Consider the following 20,975-nt stretch of genomic DNA (forward strand, 5'->3'; position numbering starts at 1 on the left):
GCCCGGGCCCGACGGCTGGCCCCGTCCCCGCGGCCCCGTCCTCACGCCTCGCCGTCCGCCGGTCGGCCGGGCAGCCGGGTGGCGGCGAGGACGGCGGCCAGCACCAGGGCGGTGTTCGCGGCGATGGCGACGGCGATGCCGGCGGGGAGGCCGTGCGCGGGGGCGGCCGCGGCAACGACCGCGCTCATCACGGGAGTTCCGACGGTGATACCGATCTGCTGGGTCATGGTGGCGAGTCCGGCCGCGGTGCCCTGTTCGCGGTCGGGCAGGCCGGAGGTCGCGGTGAGCATGAAGCCGACGATCACCAACATGTTGCCGATCCCGCCGAGGAAGGTCGCGGGCAGCAGCAGGCCCAGCCAGGCCGGGTCCGGGCCGAGCAGCACCAGGGCCCCGGTCGCGGCGGCCTGCAGCAGCCCGCCGGCCAGCACCGTACCGCGCACGCCGCGGCGGGCGACGACCCGTGGCGCGGCCGTCCCGCCGAGGACGGTGCCCGCGCCGAGGACGCCGAACGACAGCCCGGCGGCGAGGGCGGAGAAGTGCAGCACCTCCTGGAGGTGCAGGGTGAGCAGGTACACCAGCGAGGTCTCGGTGAGGAAGGCCAGCAGGCCGATCGGGTTGCCGAGCCGGACGGTACGACGGCGCAGCAGCGCCGGGGGCACCAGCGGGGCGACGGAGCGGCATTCGGCCCGACGCTCGGCGGCGGGGAAGGCGGCGAGCAGGGCGGCCCCGAGCAGCAGCAGGGCGATCACGGCGGGGTGGGACCGGCCGAGCTGCCCGGCCCCGGCGAGGCCGAGGACGAGGGCGAGCAGGCCGAGGGTGACGGTCGACGCGCCCATGACGTCGAGCCGTCGGCGGTCCCCGAGGCGGCGGTCCCCGAGGCGGCGGCCGCCCTCGATCGGCCGGGCAGCCCCGCCGGCGGGCCCGTCGGCATCCCCGTCGGCGGGCAGGACGCGCGGGGCGGCCAGCAGGACGGCGAGTGCGACGGGGACGTTGACCAGGAACGCCCAGCGCCAGGAGAGCAGATCGGTGAGCAGGCCGCCGAGGATCGCGCCGGCCGTGAACCCGGCCGACATCAGGGCGCCGTTCAGGCCCAACGCCCTTTCCCGCAACGGTCCTTCGGGGAAGGCGGTGGTGAGCAGGGCGAGGCCGGCGGGGGTGACGGCGGCGGTGGCGAGCCCTTGGGCGGCCCGGGCGGCGAGCAGGACGGCCGGGTCGGTGGCGAGTCCGCCGAGCAGGGAGGCGGCGGCGAGCAGGGCGAGGCCCTGGAGGAAGAGCCGGCGGCGGCCGTGCCGGTCGGCGATCCGGCCGAACAGCAGGGTGAGTCCGGCGGCGGGGAGGGCGAAGGCGGTGGCGATCCACGGGAGCCGGTCGAGCGGCAGGTGGAGGCCCGCGCCGATCGCGGGGAGGGCGACGTTGAGGACGGAGAAGTCCACGGCGAGCATGAACTGGGCGACCAGCAGCACGGTGAGCAGCACCGCCTGCCGTCCGGTGGCACGAGGAGCGGTGGCCCGCCCCGCCCGCACGAGTGTCGACATGTCGATCCACCTGTTCCGATCGGTGTGCGACCGGTGGTCCCGGCCCGTCGGGGACGAGCCTGCGCCGCGCGCCGGAGGCCACCCAGTCCCCTGCGCGGACCACTCCCCGGGAGGCTGGTACTGGCAGGGACAGGCTCCGCCCGGGACAGCACGGGCCCGGGCGGGGCAGACTGCGGGGCATGGAGACTTCGACCGCGCTCGGTGACTTCCTGCGCAGCCGGCGGGCCCGGCTCCGGCCCGCGGACGTCGGGCTGGCCTCGATGCCGGGCCGCCGCCGGGTACCGGGACTGCGCCGGGAGGAGCTGGCGCTGCTGGCGGGCGTCAGCGTGACGTACTACACGCGGCTGGAGCAGGGGCAGAGCGGCAACGCCTCGGACGGGGTGCTGGACGCGCTGGCGCGGGCACTGCGGCTGGACCGGGACGAGCACGCGCACCTGCGCGACCTGGCCCGGCCGCGCCGGTCCGCCCGCCTCGCGGTCGAGCCGGAGCCCGCGCCGGAGCAGGTGCGTGCGGCGACGCGGCAGTTGGTCGAGGCGATGGACCGGGTGCCGGCGGTGGTGCTGGACCGGGCCAACGACGTGCTGACCTGGAACCGGCTCGGGCACGCGCTGCTGGCGGGGCACCTGGCGGCGGACGCCCCGGAGCGGCCGGAGGACCGGCCGAACCTGACGGCACTGCTGTTCCTCGACCCGCACACCCGGGAGCTGTACCCGCGCTGGGCCGAGGAGGCGGAGGTCGCGCTGGCCGCGCTCCGGCTGACGGTGGGGCGGCATCCGGCGGACCGCCGGCTGGCCGGCCTGGTGGGTCGACTGGCCATCCACAGCGCGGAGTTCGCCGAGTTGTGGGCGCGGCACCCGGTCCGGGAGTGCACGGTCGGCGAGAAGTCCTTCCGGCATCCCCTGGTCGGCGCGCTCGACCTGTCCTTCGAGAGCCTGCGCACCTCGGACGGGGCCGACCACCGGCTGCTGCTCTACTCGGCCGTCCCGGGCAGTCCGTCGGCGGCCGCGCTCGACCTGCTCGCCGCCACCCTGGGCCGGCGGTCCTGACGCTCCGTCAATCTCCTTCCTTCACAGGGAAGTCGAGGGCTGCTTCGACGGCGGCTTCGGCGTGGATGCGGGTGGTGGGGAAGACCGGGACGGGGCTGTCGCCGGGGCCGATCAGCAACTCGATCTCGGTGCAGCCGAGGACGACGCCCTCCGCCCCGGCGGCGACCAGGCCGGCGATCACCTCGCGGTAGGTGGCCCGGGACTCCTCGCGGACCACGCCCAGGCACAGCTCCTGGTAGATGATCCGGTGCACGGCGGCCCGGCCGGGCGCGTCGGGGACGAGCACGTCGAGGCCGTGCGCGGCCAGCCGGTCGCGGTAGAAGTCCTGCTCCATGGTGAACGCGGTGCCGAGCAGGCCGACCCGCCGCACCCCGGCGGCCAGCACCGCGCGGGCGGTGGCGTCGCCGAGGTGCAGCAACGGGATGTCGACGGCGTCGGCGACCTGCCCGGCGACCTTGTGCATGGTGTTGGTGCAGATCAGCAGCAGGTCGGCGCCGGCCGCCGCGACGTCCCGGGCCGCAGCGGCCAGCAGCTCCCCGGCGGCCTGCCACTCCCCCGCCGCCTGCAGCCGCTCGACCTCGGCGAAGTCCACGGAGTACAGCACGCACTTGGCGGAGTGCAGGCCGCCGAGGCGCTCCCGGACGAGTTCGTTGAGCAGCCGGTAGTAGGCGGCGGTGGATTCCCAGCTCATGCCGCCGAGCAGTCCGATGGTCTTCATCGGGCCACTCTCCCACGCCCGGCGAACCGCCCGACGGACCGCGCGACGAACCACCCGACGGACCGCTCAACCGAGCGCGCGACGAACCGCCCGACGGACCGCCCGACGGACCGCCCGGCGAGCGGCTCTTCCGACCCCCGGCGGGTCACAGCTCCAGCGAGACCCGGTGCTGCCGCAGCCAGCCGTCCAGCAGGAGCACCAACTCGCCGCCGCCGCGCAGCTCCTGGCCCGGGGCGTGCTCGACGGCCTTGGCGGCGGCGGGGAGGTCGAGCAGGTCGCGGACGGGCGCTTCCCGGTCGGCGAGCAGGCCGCGCAGTTCGGCCCGCAGCGCCTCGGCGTAGCGCGGGTCCTGGGTGGAGGGGTAGGGGCTCTTGATCCGCTGGGCGACCGCCTCGGGCAGCACGTCGCGGGTGGCGGCGCGCAGCAGCGACTTCTCCCGGCCGTCGAAACTCTTCATCGCCCAGGGGGTGTTGAAGACGTACTCGACCAGGCGGTGGTCGCAGAACGGGACGCGGACCTCCAGGCCGACGGCCATCGAGGCGCGGTCCTTGCGGTCGAGCAGCAGTTGGACGAAGCGGGTGAGGTGGAAGTGGCCGATCTCGCGCATCCGGCGTTCCTGCGGGTCCTCGCCGGGCAGCCGGGGGACGTCGGCGAGGGCCTGCCGGTACTGGGCGTCGCGGTAGCCGGGCAGGTCGATCGCGGCGAGCAGGCCGGGGGCGAGCAGGGCCTGCGGGCCGCCGGGGGTGCCGGAGCCGGAGAAGGCGTGGGCGAAGGTGTACAGCCAGGGGAAGCCGTCGTGGGCGACGGCCTTCGGGTCGTGGAACCACAGGTAGCCGCCGAACACCTCGTCGGCGGACTCGCCGGACAGCGCGACGGTGGACTGTTCGCGGATCGCCTTGAACAGCAGGTAGAGCGAGGTGTCGCCTTCGCCGAGGCCGATCGGCAGGTCGCGGGCGGCGAGCACGGCTTCCCGGTTGCGGCGGTCCATCAGGTCGGCGGTGTCGAGCACGATGTCGCGGTGCGCGGCGCCGACGTGCGCGGCGAGCGCGTGCGCGTAGGGGCCGTCGGGGGTGCCGCGCAGCGCGTCGGGGGTGAAGTTCTCGGCCTGGCCGGTGAAGTCGACGGCGAAGGAGCGGACCGGGCCCCGGCCGGCGGCGGCCAGGCCGCGGGCGGCGAGCGCGGTGATCACCGAGGAGTCGAGGCCGCCGGAGAGCAGGGTGCACAGCGGGACGTCGGCGATCAGCTGGCGGGCGACGATGTCGTCGAGCAGGTCGCGGACGGTGGCCACGGTGGTCGACAGGTCGTCGGTGTGCTCGCGGGCCTCCAGCGCCCAGTAGCGGCGCTCGGTCAGGCCGCCGCGGCGGACCCGCAGGGTGTGGCCGGGCCTCAGTTCGCGCATGCCCCGGTAGACGGCCCGGCCGGGGGCCTTGACCATGGCGAGCAGTTCGGCGAAGCCGGTGGCGTCGACGGCGGCGCGCGCCTCGGGGTGGGCGAGGATCGCCTTCGGCTCGGAGCCGAACAGCACGCCGTCGGGGGTGGGCCAGTAGTACAGCGGCTTGATGCCCATCCGGTCGCGGACCAGCAGCAGTTCCTCGGTGCGCGGGTCCCAGAGCGCGAAGGCGTACATGCCGTTGAGGTGCGCGGTGAAGTCCTCACCCCACTCCAGGTAGGCGTGCAGGGCGACCTCGGTGTCGCTCTCGGTGCGGAACTCGTGTCCGTGCGAGCGCAGTTGGGCGCGCAGCTCGCGGTAGTTGTAGATCTCGCCGCTGTAGGTGGTGACCAGGACGGTGCGGCCGTCGTGCTGGGCGGCCATCGGCTGGCGGCCGCCGTCGAGGTCGATGACGGCGAGCCGGCGGTGGCCGAGGCCGACGTGGGTGTCCAGCCAGACGCCGGCGGCGTCCGGTCCCCGGCACTCCATGGTCCGGGTCATCGCGGCGAGGGTGGCGTGCTCGGTGCTCAGGTCCCGGTCGAACGAGACCCATCCGGTGATCCCGCACATGCGTGGGGTGGCCCTTCCTCTACGGGACCGGCGCCGCGCCGCCCCGCGGGTGGCGGGGGCGGGGCCGTCTCCCGTACGGCCGCGCCGGCGCCACGACGCTAGGCCCGTTGGATGCATCACACAACCAAATGCGGGTCATGCCCGTTCGGTTCGGGCCACCGCCCGCCCCGCTCCCGGCCGGCCCCCGACCCGCCCCCGACCTGCACGGCCACCAGCCCGACGGCCCGTCAACTCCCTTTCCCTACAACAGGATCTGGCCCGAACCGGGCTACGGTCGGACCGTCCCCCGGTGCTCGACGAAGCTGCGCACCGTCGTCACGCCCGGGACGTACCGCAGCCGATCGGGCTCCACCGGCAGGCCCGGCAGCGCCCGCAGGTCCTGGCCGACCGGGTCCGCGCCCGCCGCCGGCGAGATCGGCAGGCCACCCGCGCAGCGCGGGTCGACCTCCACCACCCGGGCCGATCCGTCCGCCGCCGGGGACCCCTGGACGTTGACCAGCCGGTCAGCCCGAGCGCCCGCGCCAACGCGCCGACCAGGACGTCCACCCGGGTGTCCGCGAACGTCGTCCCCCGGGTGGCGAACACGTCGCGCGAGCCCCGGCCCCGGCGCGGTTCGACGTTCCACGGGCCTCTGAATACTCCGCTCCCGGAGTGCCCGGCGGGTGGCTACTCCCGGGCGACGTCGCGCAGCATCGCCGCCACCGAGGCCCACTGCGGAACGTCCAGGACCCAGCTCTCGTGGTCCCACCGGAGCACCGCGCCGTGGGTGTCACCGGGGCGCAGGTCGACGACCAGCCCGTCACCGCCGGGGTCCAGCGCGATCGGCAGGAACTCCGGCAGGTAGCGGTCCTCGGCCGGCCCGTCCTCGCCGAGCGCCTCGTCCTCCTGCTCGGCCACCAGCAACCAGATCTCCCGGGTCTCCAGGGCCTCCTCCCAAGGGACGGGGGCGAACGCCTGCGGCAGCCAGTGGTCCATGACCACGTCGGGCAGCAGCCACCAGGCGCGCAGGTCGGCGGGCAGGGGCAGGCCCAGCTCCGCCTCGAACGCGTCCAGGCGGGCGGCGTCCGCCGCCGCTCGCACCGGGCCCCACCGGGTGTGCGCAGCGAGCCGGTCGCCGATGCGGCGCCAGGAGTCCGGGACGTCGTGATCAACCGTTGCCATGCCGGGCAGTCTGCCGCACCGAGGTGTCAGCGGCCGAAACCGTGCGACGGGTGTCGGCGCCCTCGGCTTCCCGGCTCCTGGGACGGCTGCGTTGACGCTCCGTCAAGCGTGTCGCGGTCCGGGACGCCACGCCCGGGCGGGTCTGCCCGGGTGACCCCGCCGCGCGGGCGCCGGGGGCCGATGATGAACTGTGACAGTGAGCAACGATCAGCAGAGCACCGAACCCCCGCTGCCCGGGACGGCCGTCGACCGCCGTCCCGCCCCGGTGGTCCGCTGCCGACGCTGCCACCGCCCGCTGCACTCGCCCGAGTCGCGCTGGGAGAAGCTCGGCCGGCACTGCGCCGACGCGCCCGAGCGCACCCGCGTCTACGTCATCGACCAGGACTGCCTGCCCGGCACCTGACCCCGCGCGGCCCGCGCCCCGTCAGGTGCTACCGGCCCGAGCCGGCGGGCGCGGCGGCAGTGGCCCCAGCCGCGACGGAACAGCGCCGAAGGCCGTGGCCCAGGAAGAAGTTGGTAACCGCTCAGGTTCGGTCCAGGCCCGCCCGGGCACCCGGCACGTCCGCCACCGCGCAGCCCGGCAGCGTCACCGGGTGCAGCGGCGGGCCCTCCCACCCGGCGCGCCGCTCCCGGTCGATCGACGCGCCGTCGAGGACGGCCCGGTGGACTGCGCGGGCCAGCCGGGAGCCCCAGTGCGAGCGCGGACCGCCGAACGGCTCGGGCGGCTCGGCGGCGGTCGGGGTGCGGACGGCGACGCAGACCGCGTCCGAGGGCGTGCCCGAGCAGTCCAGTCCCGCGTCCAGCAGCGCCTGCACCTTGGCCTCGGTCGCGGTGGCGAGCAGGTTGACCAGACCGGCGTCCGAGACCGGGGCCGGGACGACCGCCAGGATGTTGACCGTACCCGGCACGTAGCGGGCGGTCGACCCCACCGGAGCAGCCGGGACCTCCGGGGCGGTCGGGGCGGTCGGACCCGCCGGGGCCGCCGGGGCCGCCGCCCAGGTCGGGACGCCGAGGCCGGTGGTGACCAGGGCCCGCACGCCGCCGTCTGCGGCCCGGGTGCAGTGGTCCACCTCGGCGGCCGTCATCAGTCCCACTCCGGGGCCCAACAACCCTTGCGCGGCGGCGAGTTCGGCCAGGTGCGCCGCCGGGTCCAGCCGCCCGTACCCGGACCGGACCTGCGCGTTCAGCACCCATTCCCGCTCGCCCAGACCGCCGCCGAGGACGCCCGAGGAGACCATCCGCCACCCCGGACCGGCCCGCCACACCAGCAGGTGCCGGCAGGCCCCGTCCTCGATCCGCCCGGCCCGCCGCACCACCATCGGGAAGCCGTCCGCACCCGTCACCGCCGCCGGGAACCCGTCCGCACCCGCCGCCTCCGCAGGCAACCCGCCCGCACCCGCTGCCGCCGCGAACCCGTCCACTCCCGCCACCCCCACCGGGCCGTTCGCGGACGCCGTTCCGTCCGCGATCTTCGCCGACCACCCAACCACACCGGGGCGCCCGGGGATTCGCGGCGGCCCGCACCGATGGGGCAGAGTGTCCGCCATGACCCCGCAGCCCGCCGCGCCGTCCGCCCCCGCCTCCCGCGCCCCCGCGGCCGGTGCGCGCCGCCGACCGGTGCAGCAGCGCAGCCAGGAACGGTACGAACGGCTGCTGGACGCCTGCGCGGGCCTGCTCGACGAGGTCGGGACGGCGGGGCTGACCACCAAGGAGGTCGCGCTGCGCGCCGAGGTGCCGATCGGCACCCTGTACCAGTTCTTCGCCGGCAAGGAGGGCCTGCTCGCCGCCCTCGCCGAACGGAACCTGGCCCGCTTCCTGGACGGGCTGACCCGCCGGGTCGCGGCCGTCGGCAGCCCGGACGTGGCCGGGTTCACCGACCTCGCGGTCGAGGAGTTCGTGGCGATGAAGCGCACCGTCGCCGGGTTCGGCCACCTCGACTTCGGCCTGGTCGACGCCGTGCCCGCCGAGGTCGACGACCTGCACCTGCTGGACGCCGAACTCGACAACAACGCGGCGGTCGCCGTCCGGCTGCGCGCGATCGGCGGCGGCCTGTTCGCCGCGCCCGGCTACGCGCTGGCCCTGCGGGTCGCCATGGAGTGCGCGGACGCCGTGCTGAAGCTGGCGTTCCGGGCCGACCCGGACGGCGACCCGGCGCTGATCGGCGAGTGCAAGCGCCTGGTGCGCAGCTACCTCGCCGAGATCCCGTCCGCCGACTGACCCGGTACGGCCCGCGCTCCCAACCCGACCCGCCCGGCATGGTCCGTACGTCCGCCCGGGCCGCTCGGGCCACCTGGGCCGCACGGTGCGACACGCCCGACGCCGTCCACCGTTGCCACGCCCGGGGCCCCGCCGCACAGTGGAAGGAGTACGGGAAGGGCAGCCCCTTCCGCCCCACCGGTCCACAGGGAGCAGCAGCGATGAACGCCACCGTAGGAGACCACGTCCACATGTTCAGCAGGTCGGTCGGCATGATCGACCGGCGGGGCGAGATCGTCGAAGTCCGCGGCGCCGACGGCGAACCGCCGTACCTGGTCCGCTTCGAGGACGGCCACCGTGCCCTCGTCTACCCCGGGCCCGACTGCCTGGTCGAGCACCACGCCGACACCGAGCAGCGCTGACCGAGACACCATCGACACCGAGCACCATCGACACCGAGCAGCACCGACCGGGGCACCATCCACACCGGGCACCGCCGCCGCACCGCAGCACCGCAGCACCGCATCCGACGCGAGGAGCACCCGTCCTTGGCCGCCCCGCCCCTGCCCGGCCCGCTGGCCCAGCTCGCCCCGCTGCTCGACGACTACGGCTACCTCGCGGTCGGGGTGCTGGTGTTCCTCGACAACTGCGTGGTCCCGGTGCCCGGCCAGACCATCCTGGTGCTGGCGGCGGTGTACGCGGGCGCGGGGCAGCTCTCGCTGCCGGGCCTGCTGCTGGTCGCGGTGGCGGCGGCGATCGCCGGTGACGCGCTGGCGTACGTGATCGGGCGCACCGGCGGCCTGGCGTTCGTCCACCGCTGGGGCCGGTACGTGCGGCTCACCCCGGAACGGATGGACCGCGCCGAGTCGTTCTTCCGCCGCCGCGGCGGGCTGGTCGTCACCGGTGCCCGCTTCGTCGACGGGCTGCGGCAGACCAACGGCCTCGTCGCGGGCACCACGGAGATGCCGTGGCGGCGCTTCATGCTGGCCAACGCGGTCGGCGCGGCGCTCTGGGCGGGGACGTGGACGGCCGTCGGGTACTTCGCGGGCAGCAACATCGACACCCTGTACCGGGAGGCCGTCCGCTACCAGGTGCTGCTGCTCGTGGTGGTCGCCGCGCTGGCGCTGCTGCTGGCCGTCCGGGCCTGGCTGCGCCGCCGTCGCTCGCCCCGGGACGGTTCGGTCCGCATCCCGCACCAGGACGACGGCGGGGACTGATCCCCCTGGGCTCCGCCAACCAAGCCCAGGGGCAACGTTTCTGATGGTCCGTCAGCGGAAGGCGATCACCTCGAACGCGGCGGCGAACCGGGTGCCCAGGCGGGCGCCCGCGGCCCGGCCCATCGACTCCAGGAACTCGGCGGCGTTCGCCATCTCGCCGCCCAGACCGGCCAGATAGGCACGGTGGGCCTCCAGCGAGGCGACGCCCGCGGCGAAGGTGCCGGTGGTGTCGACGGCGTGCCGGCCGTCGGGTGAGCCGGCCGCCCAGAGCTGGCGGACGCCGTTCCACGGGCGGTGGCCCTCGGCGGTGAGCTCGGGGAACACCCAGCGGTTCCCCGCGTCGCGGACGGCGTCCAGGGTGGCCCGGCCGACCGCGATGTGGTCGGCCTGGTTGGGGAAGGTGCCGCCGTAGGTGTCGCGGAAGTTGGTGGTGATCACGATGTCGGGCCGGTGCCGGCGGATCGCCCGGGACAGGTCGCGGCGCAGCGGCAGGCCGTACTCCACGATGCCGTCCGGGTAGCCGAGGAACTCGACGGTGTCGACGCCCACCGCCGCCGCGGACTCGACCTGCTCGCGTTCGCGGACCGGGCGACACTGCGCGGGGTCCATGCCGTCGATGCCGGCCTCGCCGCTGGTGACCATCAGGTAGGCGATCCGCTTGCCCTGGCCGGTCCAGCGGGCGACGGCGGCGGCCGCGCCGTACTCCATGTCGTCGGGGTGGGCGACCACGGCGAGCGCGCTCTCCCAGTCCTCGTCCAGCGGCAGGTAGGGGGCCGGCGCGGGCGGGTCCGGTACGAGCGGGGCCGGTTCGACGGGGTCGTTCATGGTGCTTGCCTCTCGTCCTCGTTGCTCGTTCTCGTTGCTCGTTCTCGTCCGGCCCCGCCCGGCCCCGCCCGGGGCCGCCCGGGGCCGCCGTGCCGCCGTGCCGCCGTCCTGCCGTGGTGCTGGGTTGCCCGGTAGGGTGCCGCGCCCCGGGCGGGGCGCGGCGGCGGTCAACGCGCGGTGCGGATCGAGTAGTTGAAGTCGGCGTGGCCGTAGTGGCGCATCAGGCGCAGCCAGAACGGCATCAGCATCTCCAGGCTGCGGGCGGCGTCGATGCCGCCGAGGTCGAGGATGTCCTCGGCGGGCCAGCCGAACTCCACCAGCAGCGCCTTGACCTGGGCCTTGGCGTCCGCGTCCTGGCCGGCCACGAAGAGCTGGTGCGGGCCGGGGACGCTGCCGGGGTCGACCATGATCGCGTTGTTCACGGTGTTCAGCGCCTTGACGACCTTGGTGTCGGGCAGGGCGCGCTGCAGGCGCTCGCCAATGCTGTCGTCATTGACCGGGTCGAGGGTGACCTCGCCCTCCGGGGAGAACACCAGCGGGTTCGAGACGTCCAGCAGGGTCTTGCCGGCCAGCCGCTCGGGGCCGGCCAGTTCGACGGCGGCGAGCGAGACGGTGCCGCTGGTGGCGTTGACGACCAGCTCGCCGAACTCGGCGGCCTCGGCGAAGGTGCCCGCGTGGGCGCCGTCCCCGGAGCGCTGCGCCCAGTCCAGCGCGGCCGGGTTGTCCTTGCCGCGCGAGCCCAGGGTCACCTCGTGGCCGAGCGAGACCAGCTTGCTGCCCAGGGTCTGGCCGACCGTTCCGGTGCCGATGATTCCGATCCGCATTGTTCCTGCTCCGTCCCCACGTCAGATCGACGAACTCGAACGCACCCTAGCCGAGTACGTCCTGACGGGTGATCAACCCTCCGGGGGCCGCCGTTCTTCCCCCGCCCGCGCCGACCGTCCGCACAGCGGGCCCGGACCGCACTCCACCCGCTTTCCACGGTACCCCCGGAGCACGGCCCGGAGCAGCGGGAAAGCGCTTGCCAAACTGCCGTCCGACCCGTTGACGCCCCCTTCGGAAAGCGCTTACCGTCAGCCCACGGAAAGCGCTTTCCTCCTCCCTCGCACTCCCCCACCGCACCCCCACCGCACCCCCTCCGTGCTCCCCCACCACTCCCCCACCTCCGGAGACGCCGTGTCCCTGCCCGAACTGTCCCGCCGCCGGCTCCTCCAGGCCGGCACGGCCGGCGCCCTCGCGCTGGCCGCCACCGGCACCCTCGCCGGGCCGGCGTCCGCCGCCGATCCCGATCCGTACGACACGCTGCGGCTGCGCTGGGTGGCGCTGCTCACCGGGACGGGCTTCGACCCGGCGGCCGAGCCGTTCGCGGGGGCGCTGCGGGCACTGGGTGACCGGGCGCGGGCGCAGCAGCAGACGATGGCGCCGGCGGCGGGCTCGCTCTGGCCGGACCTGCCGCTGGGGTCGGTGTCGGCGAACATCACCGGCAGTTTCGTCCGGCTGCGCACGATGGCGCTGGCCTGGGCGCAGTCGGGTACGGGGCTGTCGGGGGACGCGGCGCTGGGCGCGGCGGTGGTGGCGGGGCTGGACCACCTGGTGGCGACGGCGTACACGGCGAGCGCGACGGCGTACGACAACTGGTGGGACTGGCAGATCGGCTCGCCGCAGGCGCTGCTGGACGCGGCGGTGCTGGTGTTCCCGCTGCTGTCGGCGGCGCAGTCGGCGTCGTACGGGGCGGCGGTGGACCGTTCGGTGCCGGATTCGCGGGTGGCGGCGTACTCGGGGACGAGCACGGGCGCGAACCGGGTGGACCTGTGCCGGGTGCTGGCGCTGCGCGGGGTGCTGGGGCGGAGTGCGGCGAAGCTGGCGCTGGCGTCGGGGGCGCTGTCGCCGGTGTTCCCGTTCGTGCTGACGGGGGACGGCCTGTACCGGGACGGTTCGTTCGTGCAGCACACCTGGGTGCCGTACACGGGCTCGTACGGGGAGGTGCTGCTGGGCGGGTTGAGTCGGCTGTTCGCGCTGCTGGCGGGGTCGGCGTGGGCGGTGTCGGACCCGCAGCGGCAGAACGTGTTCGACGCGGTGGACGCGGCGTACGCGCCGTTCCTGTTCAACGGGCTGGTGATGGACGCGGTGAGCGGGCGGGCGATCAGCCGGGGCGTGCAGCGGTCGGACCTGTTGAAGCTGCAGCAGGACGACCACGGGCGCGGGCACACGATCATCGGGCACGTGCTGCGGCTGGCGGAGTCGGGGGCGGCCCCGGCGGGGCAGTCGGCGGCCTGGCGGGCGGCGGTGAAGGGCTGGATCGCCCGGGACGCGTACCGCCCGTACCTGTCGGACGCGGCCGTGGACGTGCCCGAACTGGCCAGGGCACAGGCCCTGTTGGCGGACGGTGCGGTGGTGGCGGCGCCGGAGCCGCCGGGGGCGCGGGTGTTCGGGATGGACCGGGCGGTGGTGCGCCGGCCGGGCTGGGCGGCGGCGGTGTCGATGTGTTCGGCGCGGACGACGTTCTACGAGACCGGCAACGGGGAGAACCTGCGGGGCTGGCACACCAACAGCGGCCTGCTGTCCTGGTGGAACGCGACCAGCGGCAACGGCCAGTACTCGGACGCGTTCTGGCCGACGGTGGACCCGTACCGGCTGCCGGGGACCACGGTGTCGACGAAGCGGCTGGCGGACGCGGCGGGCGGCGCGTGGGGCGCGGCCCGGCCGGACACGGTGTGGGCGGGCGGGGCGACGGACGGCCGGTACGCGGCGGTCGGGCAGGCGGTGCGGGGGCTGTCCTCGACGCTGTCGGGCCGCAAGTCCTGGTTCCTGCTGGACGATTCGGTGGTCTGTCTGGGCGCGGGCCTGTCCTGCGCGGACGGGGTGCCGGTGGAGACGGTGGTCGACAACCGCAACCTGGGCGCGGCGGGCACGCACGCGCTGACGGTGGACGGGGTGGCGCAGCCGGCGACGCTGGGCTGGTCGCAGCAGTTCACGGGGGCGCGGTCGGTGGCGCTGGCGGGTTTCGGCGGGTACGTGTTCCCGGGCGGCGCGAACGTGAAGGCGCTGCGGGAGGCCCGTTCGGGGAGTTGGCACGACGTCAACTCCGGTGGCACCACTGATGTGTTGACGCGCCGCTACGTCACGCTCTGGTTCGACCACGGGACGGACCCGGTCGACGCCTCGTACGCGTACCTGCTGCTGCCGGGGGCGGACGCGGCCGCGACGGCGGCCCGGGCTGCTGCGCCGACGGTCACGATCCTCGCCAACTCGGCTTCGGTGCAGGCGGTTTCGGATGCGGCTTCGGGGGTGGTGGCGGCGAACTTCCACGCGGCGGGCAGTGTCGGCGGGATCACCGTGTCGGCGCCCTGCTCGGTGCTGGTGCGGGAGGCGGGCGGGGTGCTGACGGTGTCGGTGGCCGATCCGGCCCGGACGGTGTCGGCGGTGCAGGTGACGGTGGACCGTCCCGGGTACCTGTCGGCGGACCCGGCGCAGGGCGTGGCAGTGCTGGCGGCGGGCCCGCCGGTGCGGCTGCTGGCCGAGCTGGGCGGCACCCAGGGCGCGTCCCGGACGGTGACGCTCCGTCAGGTCGGTTCCACGGCGGGCGGTTCGGCGGTGCTGCTGTCGCCCGTCCAGGACACGTACGTGCGGGACGGCTCGTACGCGGACGCCAACTACGGGACGGCGTCGGTGCTGACGGTGAAGGAGACCGGGACGTCGGGGTCGGGGTATTCGCGGCGGGCGCTGCTGGGGTTCGACACCTCGGCGCTGGCGGGGCCGGTGCGGCGGGCGGTGCTGTGGGTGCACGGGGCGGTGGCCGACTCGGGCGGCACCGAGACGGACCTGCAGGCGTTCGAGACGGGCACGGCGGCCTGGCAGGAGACGGCGGCGACCTGGAACCGCTGCCCGGCGCCGGGCGGCGCGCTCGGCACGGGCCGGATCTCCAGCGCGGCGGACTGGGTGGGCCTGGACGTGACGGCCGCCGTCACCGCCGCCCCGCTGCTGACCCTGACGGTCGGCCAGCCGGCGGGCCGGGCGGGCCTGGCCGTGAACCTGAACAGCCGGGAGAACGCCGCCTTCCCGCCCGTCCTGGAGGTGGTCACGGGCTGACCCCCGCACGCCCCGGGCGGGCCGCCCCCCTCCCCGGCCCGTCCGCGAAGGCCGTGGACGGCCACAACGACCACGGCACCGACGACTTCGGCGGCACTCTCGCCTTCCACACCCTGGCCTGCGCCGCCCTCTGCACCCGCCGCGAGACCTCCTGACGGTCCTGGCGCTGTCGGACGTTCACGCAGGCCGGGTTCCGGCTGTTCATCACGCTGTTGTGCGTCACGGTGCGGACTCCTTGTCGGGGTGCCGGAGGATGTCGATCGTCCAGGCCGGTCTGACGGTGTGCCAGCTGTGGCGGTAGCCGTTGGTGCCGAGGTAGGGCGTGGTGAGGAGGTGGTGGAACTCGCACCATGCGGCGAACTCGCGCCAGGAGCATCCGGGCAGGCCGCGCCGGCGAGGGTGGTGGTTGTAGGTGTCCACGGCCTGGCGGATGGTGTCCTCGGGCAGCGGGCCGGTGGTCATGGCGGTGCTGACGACGAGCTTGGCGAGGTCGTACCCGAATGGCGCGAGGGTGAGGGAGTCGAAGTCGATGACGGCCACATCGGCGTCGGCGATGAGGAAGTTGCGGGGGTTGGCGTCCTTGTAGAAGGCGGCCGGCATGGTCGCGGCCCGCTTCAGCCAGTCGTCGGCGGCCTCGAACGTCAGGGCCGGCTCCGGCACGGCGCCGGAGGCCAGGAGCTGGTGGAGGCGTTCGCGGCGGCCGTCGGCGAAGCCGGTGATGGTGATGGTGTCGTGGGTGTGCGGCGTGTCGAGGCGGGCTGCGTGCAGCTCGCGGGTGTGAGCGGCGGTGTGCTGCTGTCCGAGGAGGTTGGCCAGGGCCACCAGGTCGTCAGGACCGCCGTGTCGTCCTTCGAGGTGCTCGAAGTCGATCTCGGTGGGGCGGACTTGGACGATCCGGGGGATGCGCACGTCGGGGTTGGCACGGGCGACCCACCGGTGGTGGGCCAGGGATTGCTGCTGGGCCTGGGCGCTCGGGTAGGTCTTGGTGAAGGTCTTCATCGGCGGGCGGCCACGACGTAGGTGACGGTGGAGGTGGTCTCCAGCGGGCCGTTGCCGACGGTCTCCCGAAGTCGCCAGGCGATCTCCTCGACGTCACCACCGAGTTGGTACTTCGGGTTGGTGGCCGCGTACTCCGCGATGTGGTCGGCGTCGGTGAAGCGGAAGCGGTGCTCGTGGTGGACGACCTGCTGCACGTCGAGGCAGGTGGCGACGGTGTCGGCCTGGTTGTGGCTGTGGAAGGTCTCGTACAGGCTCGGCCGGCTGGTGGCCTCGGGGTCCAGGCCGCTGGCGGCGATCACCTCGTCCAGCGTGCGGTAGCTGTCGGGCGACTTGGCGACCGTGATCGACAGCCCGCCGGACGCCAGGCAGCGGGCGATCTCGGCGATCACTGCCGCCGGCCGGGCGAGTGGTAGAGGCAGAACGCGGCCACCGTGACGGCCACGGAGGTGTTGGGCAGGTCGATGGCGTGGAAGTCGCCGCGCAGGAACTCCACGCCCGGGCGGCCGGCGAGCCGGGTCCGCGCCTCGGCGAGGAGCGCGGTGGACTGGTCGAAGGCGATGAGCCTCGGCGGGTCGAGCCGCTCGGCCAGGGCGAGCGTGGTCGTGCCGCGTCCGCAGCCGATGTCGAGGACGGTACCGCGCAGGCCGGTCGCGGCGAGGTCGACGATGACGGTGGCGGGGTGGGGACCGGCGGTCTTGGCGCGGGACAGCGCGCCGGTTCGTTGGGCGATGCGGTCGGCGTCGGCGTACAGGTCGTGGCGGACGCGGTCGGTGTCGAGGAACGGGTTGGCGGTCATGGACAGGTGGAGCCTTCCCGGTGCGAAGTGGGTCAGGTCATGTCTGTGGAGGGACGGCGGCGACGAAGCGGCGGGCGGCCCGGCGGCTGGTGAGGGTGACGACGCGGGCGTGGCCGGCGTGCTCGGCGATCAGCGCGCGGACCTTGGGCCGCATCTGGCGTCGGTAGCCGAGGATGTAGCGGACGAAGCCCCAGGTGATGCGGTCGAAGACGCCCTGGGAGGTGTGCTGGCCACCGCGGTAGCGCCGGCGTCGCTGCAGGATGCCGAGCAGGCAGACGACCGGGGGGATGTCGAGGAAGATGACGGTGTCGGCCCGCTTGAGGCGGATCGGGAGGGTGGAGGCGTAGTTCCCGTCGATCACCCAGCGGGGCCGGGCGACGAGCTCCTCCTGGAGAGCAGCGAACTTCTCCTGCGGCAGCGGATTCCAGTCGGCGTCGTAGTAGACGCCGTCGAGGTGGGTCAGCGGGGCATCGATCAGTTCGGCGAGCCGGCGTCCGACGACGGTCTTGCCGCTGCCGCCGCAGCCCATGATGGCGATCCTGTCCATGCCGCTACACGCTACCGAGCCGTGCGACGGCCCAGCCCCCGACTTGTTCGGGCCACTCGGGCGAGATCTCCAGCATGGTCATGCGCGGTCTCCTTCGAGCAGCAGGGGCGGGATGGTTGTGCCGCCCAGCGCGGCGGTGAGGGTGCGGAGCTGGCGGGAGAGGCGGAACGGGTCGAGCCGGTCGATGCAACGGGCGATCAGGTCGGCGTGGGCCTGGCTGCCCGCGATCCGGGCGAGTGCGGTGACGGTGGCCACCACATCGGCCGCGCTCGTGACGACCAGCTCGCGCGGGACGACCGTCTCGGCGGCCCGCAGGGTGCGCGGGGCCAGCGGCAGGCAGCCGGCGAGGACGGCCTCGAAGAGCCGCTGGGTGAACTGGCCGGTTCTCGCGTACCGGGCCGGGGCAAGGAGCACGGTGCTCACTGCGGAGCGGTAGGTGGGGGTGACCTCGTCGAAGGGGATGCGGCCGGTGAAGTTCACCTCCGGCCAGCGGGCCGTGCTGTTCCATTTCCCGGCCACCCGGTGCGGCAGCTGGGCGGCGGCCGGGGCGAAGAACTCCCCGAAGGCCGTGTCGCGGTCGTACTGGTTGCCGATGTAGACCAGCGGCAGTTCCCGCTTCTCGGCCGCGAGGGCGGCCGGGTAGGCCCGGTCGAGGGCGTCGTCGGCGACCGGGAAGAGCAGGCTGGCCGCTCCCGGCGACGGGTACAGGGCCGGTTCGCACACCTGCAGGTGCGGAACAGTCCTCAACGGGTCGTCGGCGGGCAACTGCTGGTCCTTGTCCCACAAGACCGTGCGGACGGCGAGCCGGTGAGTGTAGTGGTCGAGGAGTCCCTGCTGCCGGTGCAGGTCGCAGGTGTGCCCCTCGGTGCCGCAGGCGGTGGTGTTGCGGCCGGGGATCGGCCAGCGCCACTCCAGGAACAGGGCGTCGATCTCGGGCAGGCCACCGTCCCATCGGTAGGCGGCGGTGAGGTCGGTGCCGGCCTCGGCGAGATCGCGGTTGGCCTGGAGGAAGACGATCTCGTGTCCGGCGGCGATCAGGCCGTCCACCAAGGCGCGGCGGTGGCTTCGCCCGCCGTCGGGGGTGTCGGTGATCCCGGAGCCGAGGAAGCCCCAGAAGCTGTAGCCGATCCTCATGCCTTGGTCACCCACCAGTCCTCGATGAGGAGCGCGTCCAGCCCGGACTCGGCCAGGCAGTCCAGCGCCATCTCCGAGGTGCCGCAGATCGGCTTGCCCTTCACGTTCAGGGAGGTGTTGATCAGGACCGGCACGCCGGTGATCTCGGCGAAGGCGGTCAGGATGTCGGCCAGGAGTGGATTGTCCCTGGGCGAGAGAGTCTGCACCCGGGCAGTGCCGTTGGCGTGGACGATCGCCGGGATCGTCTCGCGGGCAAGGTCGGTGACCGGGGAGGCCATGGACATGAACGGGGCCTCTTGGCCGAGGGTGAAGTAGTCCGCCGCCTTGTCGGCCAGGACCACGGGGGCGAACGGCCGGAACGGCTCGCGGAACTTCACCGTGGCGTTGAGCCGGCCGGCGACGCCGGGCCGCAGCGGCGAGGCGAGGATCGAGCGGTGCCCGAGAGCGCGCGGGCCTGCCTCCAGCTCGCCCTGGAACAGGCCGATGATCGTGCCCTTGGCCAGCGCGCGGGCTGCGAAGCCGGCCGGGTCGTCCAGGCGCCGGGCGGTCATCCCCGGCCGTGGCGCGGCCGGCAGCTCCAGGCCGGGGAAGGACGGGCCGAGGTAGCAGGCCCGCGCCAGCCCGGTCGGGAGGTCCCCGTGCCGGTCGAGGTGGACCGCGGTGGCGGCACCGATCGCGGTGCCGGAGTCACCGGGCGCGGGCGGTACGGCGACCTCGTCGAACAGCCCGGAGGCGATGATCTTCCCGATGCTGACGCAGTTCATCGCCACCCCGCCGCCCACGCACAGCAGCCGGGCACTCGTGCGTTCGCGGGCGATCCGCGCCAGGTGCAGCATCACCTGCTCGGTGCGTTCCTGGAGAGCGGCGGCGAGGTCGGCGTGGACCGGAGCGACTTCCTCGTCCGGCCGGCGGGGCGGGCAGGTGAGCGCGGTGAAGGCTGCGGTCAGCCGCGGGTAGCGGCGATCCTTGACCCGCAGACCGATCAACCGGTGATCGAGGGCGAAGCCATCGGCGGTGAGCCGGACGGCCTTGGCGAACAGCGAACGGAACCGCTTCGGGTCGCCGAGGGCGGCCAACGCCATGACGGTGCCCTCCTCGTCCCCGCGCCACCAGCCGAGATGCTCGGTGACGGCGCCGTACAGGTAGCCGAGAGAAGCGGGGTCGTCGAGGGCGTGGACGATCCGGTACGAGCAGCCGGCCGCGCTCTGCCGCGCGTGGCCGATGGTGGTGGTCCGGGTCTCGCCGAGGCTGTCCACCACCAGGACGGCGGCCTCCTCGTAGCCGGAGGCGGCGAAGGCGTAAAGCCCGTGGGCGCGGTGGTGCAGGACGGGCTGCACCTCGGCGTTCGGGAAGATGTCGGCCAGGCGGGCAAGGCGCCGGCGGGTGTTGGCGGCGACCTGGGCGAACGAGCGGGCTCGGGGCAGGGCCCTGGCGGCCGTCGCCGGTCGCAGCGCGTGAGTGAGGGCGGAGGGGATCGCCCGGAGGTAGTGCTGCGGGGTGAAGTTGTACGCGACGGTGCCGATGTCGGCGCGGGTAAGGCCCGCTTCGTCGAGAAGCCACTCCACGGCCTTGGCCGGGTAGCCCTTGTCGTGCTTGATCGCGCTGAGCCGCTCCTCTTCGACGAAGCCGACGAGTCGGCCGTCGACGAGTAGGGCGGCGGCGGAGTCGTGGGTGTAGGAGCACAGGCCCAACACGGTGCTGCGGTTCGCAGCCACGTCGGTCACCTCTTCGCCGGGATCGCCGGGGTGGGCATGGCCGCGAGCGGGATCTTCTGCTCGCGCTGGTCGTACCAGAGCGCCAGGGTCTCGGGCAGCGGCCCGGTCGCCTCGGCGGCCCTGGCCCGGGCCTCGTCGCGGCGACCGGCCTTCCACAGCCGGTAGCTGGCCAGGACGGCGGCGAAGCCGTCCCAGACCGGGTGGCCGACGGCCTCGCCCACGGTGACCTGCTTCACCATCAGGTCGAAGTCCTCCCACGGGATGCCGAGCGGCTGCCACGCGGGCGAGGCGGGCGCGTCGACGGCGAGGCTCCAGGCCGTGTCCTGGTGCTGGGCGTACAGGTGCAGGGAGTCCACGTGGTGGTGGTAATCGCCGACCTCGGCGCCGAGCCATCCGGCCATCAGCTCGTGCAGGACGGTGGTGGTGATCAGGTCGTACGGCAGGCCGAGCCACACGTCCTGGCTCCGCATGCTGGTGTGCATCTCCAGCCGGCCCTCGCGCAGGTAGAAGCGGTATCCGAGGGTGCAGGGCACGTCCTTGTGACCGGCGGTGTCGCGCGCGGGGTCGAAGATCTGGACGACGGCACGGCGGCTCTCGCTGTCGCGGGTCAGCTGGCGGCGCACGTAGTCGAGCTGGTCCAACTGCCCATGCCAGCGCCGCAGGCGCGGACCGTAGGCACCCTGGAGGGCGCCGTGGTCGGTGAGGCCGGCCAAGCGGCTGTTGAAGTCGTGGATCCAGTCGGCGCTGGAGCCGGAGAGGATCCACACGGTCTCGGCGGCGGCGAACGCGGGGTTCAGCACCCGGTACGGGCCGAGGTGGACCATCCGGGCGGCCGGGTTGGTCAACTTGAGGTAGGCGCCCATGAGTTCAGCGGTGGCCATGCCGCGCGGCGCAACGCTGCGGCCCTGGCTCAGGATGGCCTTGCCGGCGCGGGTGAGCAACGCATTCGCGCTGTCCGCGGTGGTGACGAACACAATTCCTCCGGTGGGAACGACGGG

At 74.3% G+C, this 20,975-nt stretch carries 21 protein-coding genes; 6 read left to right on the forward strand and 15 right to left on the reverse strand.

Features of this window, described 5'->3' with window-relative positions; translation table 11 throughout:
• Positions 1-41 precede the first annotated feature (41 nt).
• Entirely contained in the window at positions 42-1,535 is a 1,494-nt protein-coding gene (locus tag ACIOHG_RS29265) for an MFS transporter (protein WP_400954904.1), read from the reverse strand.
• A gap of 179 nt (positions 1,536-1,714) precedes the next feature.
• Between ACIOHG_RS29265 and ACIOHG_RS29270 the strand changes: the two genes are divergently transcribed.
• The gene (locus tag ACIOHG_RS29270) at positions 1,715-2,581 is read left to right on the forward strand and encodes a helix-turn-helix domain-containing protein (RefSeq protein ID WP_400954906.1); all 867 of its coding nucleotides are present in this window, start codon (positions 1,715-1,717) and stop codon (positions 2,579-2,581) included.
• A gap of 7 nt (positions 2,582-2,588) precedes the next feature.
• On the opposite strand, the gene ACIOHG_RS29275 is transcribed toward ACIOHG_RS29270, so the two are convergent.
• The 4 genes from ACIOHG_RS29275 to ACIOHG_RS29290 all read right to left on the reverse strand — a co-directional run bounded on the left by ACIOHG_RS29275 (position 2,589) and on the right by ACIOHG_RS29290 (position 6,459).
• Positions 2,589-3,299 carry an aspartate/glutamate racemase family protein gene (locus tag ACIOHG_RS29275; RefSeq protein ID WP_400954908.1) on the reverse strand — a complete coding sequence of 237 codons (711 nt, stop codon included), beginning with the start codon at positions 3,297-3,299 and terminating at the stop codon, positions 2,589-2,591.
• A 145-nt stretch (positions 3,300-3,444) separates the two neighbouring features.
• Positions 3,445-5,298 carry an asparagine synthase (glutamine-hydrolyzing) gene (gene asnB, locus ACIOHG_RS29280; protein WP_400954910.1) on the reverse strand — a complete coding sequence of 618 codons (1,854 nt, stop codon included), beginning with the start codon at positions 5,296-5,298 and terminating at the stop codon, positions 3,445-3,447.
• Positions 5,299-5,566: 268 nt separating this feature from the next.
• Positions 5,567-5,752, reverse strand: coding sequence for a hypothetical protein (locus ACIOHG_RS29285; RefSeq protein ID WP_400954911.1), 186 nt, complete (start codon positions 5,750-5,752; stop codon positions 5,567-5,569).
• Between the two features lie 212 nt (positions 5,753-5,964).
• On the reverse strand, positions 5,965-6,459 hold the full coding sequence (locus tag ACIOHG_RS29290) for an SMI1/KNR4 family protein (protein ID WP_400954913.1): 495 nt from the start codon (positions 6,457-6,459) through the stop codon (positions 5,965-5,967).
• 196 nt (positions 6,460-6,655) lie between these two features.
• Here ACIOHG_RS29290 and ACIOHG_RS29295 point away from each other — a divergent pair, with 196 nt between their 5' ends.
• The gene (locus ACIOHG_RS29295) at positions 6,656-6,862 is read left to right on the forward strand and encodes a DUF6011 domain-containing protein (RefSeq protein ID WP_400702331.1); all 207 of its coding nucleotides are present in this window, start codon (positions 6,656-6,658) and stop codon (positions 6,860-6,862) included.
• Between the two features lie 121 nt (positions 6,863-6,983).
• Here the strand turns inward: ACIOHG_RS29295 and ACIOHG_RS29300 are convergent, their stop codons facing one another.
• The gene (locus ACIOHG_RS29300) at positions 6,984-7,778 is read right to left on the reverse strand and encodes an adenosylcobinamide amidohydrolase (protein ID WP_400954964.1); all 795 of its coding nucleotides are present in this window, start codon (positions 7,776-7,778) and stop codon (positions 6,984-6,986) included.
• A 226-nt stretch (positions 7,779-8,004) separates the two neighbouring features.
• Here ACIOHG_RS29300 and ACIOHG_RS29305 point away from each other — a divergent pair, with 226 nt between their 5' ends.
• The 3 genes from ACIOHG_RS29305 (at position 8,005) to ACIOHG_RS29315 (ending at position 9,872) form a co-directional block, all read left to right on the forward strand.
• Entirely contained in the window at positions 8,005-8,676 is a 672-nt protein-coding gene (locus tag ACIOHG_RS29305; protein ID WP_400954915.1) for a TetR/AcrR family transcriptional regulator, read from the forward strand.
• Positions 8,677-8,876: 200 nt separating this feature from the next.
• Positions 8,877-9,077 (forward strand): DUF1918 domain-containing protein, encoded by a 201-nt coding sequence (locus ACIOHG_RS29310; RefSeq protein WP_400954916.1) that lies wholly within the window; start codon positions 8,877-8,879, stop codon positions 9,075-9,077.
• A gap of 126 nt (positions 9,078-9,203) precedes the next feature.
• Positions 9,204-9,872: a DedA family protein gene (locus ACIOHG_RS29315; RefSeq protein ID WP_400954917.1), complete on the forward strand. Its 669-nt coding sequence runs from the start codon at positions 9,204-9,206 to the stop codon at positions 9,870-9,872.
• 51 nt (positions 9,873-9,923) lie between these two features.
• Here ACIOHG_RS29315 and ACIOHG_RS29320 read toward each other — a convergent pair whose 3' ends face one another.
• Both ACIOHG_RS29320 and ACIOHG_RS29325 read right to left on the reverse strand, forming a co-directional pair.
• Positions 9,924-10,697: a PIG-L deacetylase family protein gene (locus ACIOHG_RS29320; protein ID WP_400954919.1), complete on the reverse strand. Its 774-nt coding sequence runs from the start codon at positions 10,695-10,697 to the stop codon at positions 9,924-9,926.
• 167 nt (positions 10,698-10,864) lie between these two features.
• On the reverse strand, positions 10,865-11,521 hold the full coding sequence (locus ACIOHG_RS29325) for an NADPH-dependent F420 reductase (RefSeq protein WP_400954921.1): 657 nt from the start codon (positions 11,519-11,521) through the stop codon (positions 10,865-10,867).
• A gap of 352 nt (positions 11,522-11,873) precedes the next feature.
• Between ACIOHG_RS29325 and ACIOHG_RS29330 the strand changes: the two genes are divergently transcribed.
• Positions 11,874-14,786, forward strand: coding sequence for a polysaccharide lyase family 8 super-sandwich domain-containing protein (locus tag ACIOHG_RS29330; RefSeq protein WP_400954922.1), 2,913 nt, complete (start codon positions 11,874-11,876; stop codon positions 14,784-14,786).
• A 219-nt stretch (positions 14,787-15,005) separates the two neighbouring features.
• Here the strand turns inward: ACIOHG_RS29330 and ACIOHG_RS29335 are convergent, their stop codons facing one another.
• The 7 genes from ACIOHG_RS29335 to ACIOHG_RS29365 all read right to left on the reverse strand — a co-directional run bounded on the left by ACIOHG_RS29335 (position 15,006) and on the right by ACIOHG_RS29365 (position 20,951).
• Positions 15,006-15,785, reverse strand: coding sequence for a phosphotransferase (locus ACIOHG_RS29335; RefSeq protein ID WP_400954923.1), 780 nt, complete (start codon positions 15,783-15,785; stop codon positions 15,006-15,008).
• A complete protein-coding gene (locus ACIOHG_RS29340) occupies positions 15,782-16,174 on the reverse strand; it encodes a hypothetical protein (RefSeq protein WP_400954926.1) in 393 nt (130 codons plus the stop codon). The genes ACIOHG_RS29335 and ACIOHG_RS29340 overlap by 4 nt, the downstream gene beginning before the upstream one ends.
• Complete coding sequence (locus tag ACIOHG_RS29345) at positions 16,171-16,581, reverse strand: methyltransferase domain-containing protein (RefSeq protein WP_400954928.1); 411 nt, start codon at positions 16,579-16,581, stop codon at positions 16,171-16,173. Before ACIOHG_RS29345 ends, ACIOHG_RS29340 begins: the two co-directional genes overlap by 4 nt.
• A gap of 37 nt (positions 16,582-16,618) precedes the next feature.
• Positions 16,619-17,128: a topology modulation protein gene (locus tag ACIOHG_RS29350; RefSeq protein WP_400954930.1), complete on the reverse strand. Its 510-nt coding sequence runs from the start codon at positions 17,126-17,128 to the stop codon at positions 16,619-16,621.
• A gap of 78 nt (positions 17,129-17,206) precedes the next feature.
• Entirely contained in the window at positions 17,207-18,262 is a 1,056-nt protein-coding gene (locus tag ACIOHG_RS29355; RefSeq protein WP_400954932.1) for a hypothetical protein, read from the reverse strand.
• The gene (locus ACIOHG_RS29360) at positions 18,259-19,977 is read right to left on the reverse strand and encodes a carbamoyltransferase (RefSeq protein WP_400954933.1); all 1,719 of its coding nucleotides are present in this window, start codon (positions 19,975-19,977) and stop codon (positions 18,259-18,261) included. Before ACIOHG_RS29360 ends, ACIOHG_RS29355 begins: the two co-directional genes overlap by 4 nt.
• Before the next feature lie 5 nt (positions 19,978-19,982).
• Entirely contained in the window at positions 19,983-20,951 is a 969-nt protein-coding gene (locus ACIOHG_RS29365) for a thymidylate synthase (protein WP_400954935.1), read from the reverse strand.
• Positions 20,952-20,975 lie beyond the last annotated feature (24 nt).

The sequence above is a fragment of the Kitasatospora sp. NPDC088134 genome, from assembly GCF_044741705.1.
Lineage (GTDB): Bacteria > Actinomycetota > Actinomycetes > Streptomycetales > Streptomycetaceae > Kitasatospora.

Bases quoted from the DNA above. Each gene is read 5' to 3' on its own strand.
- ACIOHG_RS29265 (WP_400954904.1), bottom strand. From the start codon at position 1,535: ATGTCGACACTCGTGCGGGCGGGGCGGGCCACCGCTCCTCGTGCCACC.
- ACIOHG_RS29270 (WP_400954906.1), top strand. From the start codon at position 1,715: ATGGAGACTTCGACCGCGCTCGGTGACTTCCTGCGCAGCCGGCGGGCC.
- ACIOHG_RS29275 (WP_400954908.1), bottom strand. From the start codon at position 3,299: ATGAAGACCATCGGACTGCTCGGCGGCATGAGCTGGGAATCCACCGCC.
- asnB (WP_400954910.1), bottom strand. From the start codon at position 5,298: ATGTGCGGGATCACCGGATGGGTCTCGTTCGACCGGGACCTGAGCACC.
- ACIOHG_RS29290 (WP_400954913.1), bottom strand. From the start codon at position 6,459: ATGGCAACGGTTGATCACGACGTCCCGGACTCCTGGCGCCGCATCGGC.
- ACIOHG_RS29300 (WP_400954964.1), bottom strand. From the start codon at position 7,778: ATGGTGGTGCGGCGGGCCGGGCGGATCGAGGACGGGGCCTGCCGGCAC.
- ACIOHG_RS29305 (WP_400954915.1), top strand. From the start codon at position 8,005: ATGACCCCGCAGCCCGCCGCGCCGTCCGCCCCCGCCTCCCGCGCCCCC.
- ACIOHG_RS29310 (WP_400954916.1), top strand. From the start codon at position 8,877: ATGAACGCCACCGTAGGAGACCACGTCCACATGTTCAGCAGGTCGGTC.
- ACIOHG_RS29320 (WP_400954919.1), bottom strand. From the start codon at position 10,697: ATGAACGACCCCGTCGAACCGGCCCCGCTCGTACCGGACCCGCCCGCG.
- ACIOHG_RS29325 (WP_400954921.1), bottom strand. From the start codon at position 11,521: ATGCGGATCGGAATCATCGGCACCGGAACGGTCGGCCAGACCCTGGGC.
- ACIOHG_RS29335 (WP_400954923.1), bottom strand. From the start codon at position 15,785: ATGAAGACCTTCACCAAGACCTACCCGAGCGCCCAGGCCCAGCAGCAA.
- ACIOHG_RS29345 (WP_400954928.1), bottom strand. From the start codon at position 16,581: ATGACCGCCAACCCGTTCCTCGACACCGACCGCGTCCGCCACGACCTG.
- ACIOHG_RS29350 (WP_400954930.1), bottom strand. From the start codon at position 17,128: ATGGACAGGATCGCCATCATGGGCTGCGGCGGCAGCGGCAAGACCGTC.
- ACIOHG_RS29355 (WP_400954932.1), bottom strand. From the start codon at position 18,262: ATGAGGATCGGCTACAGCTTCTGGGGCTTCCTCGGCTCCGGGATCACC.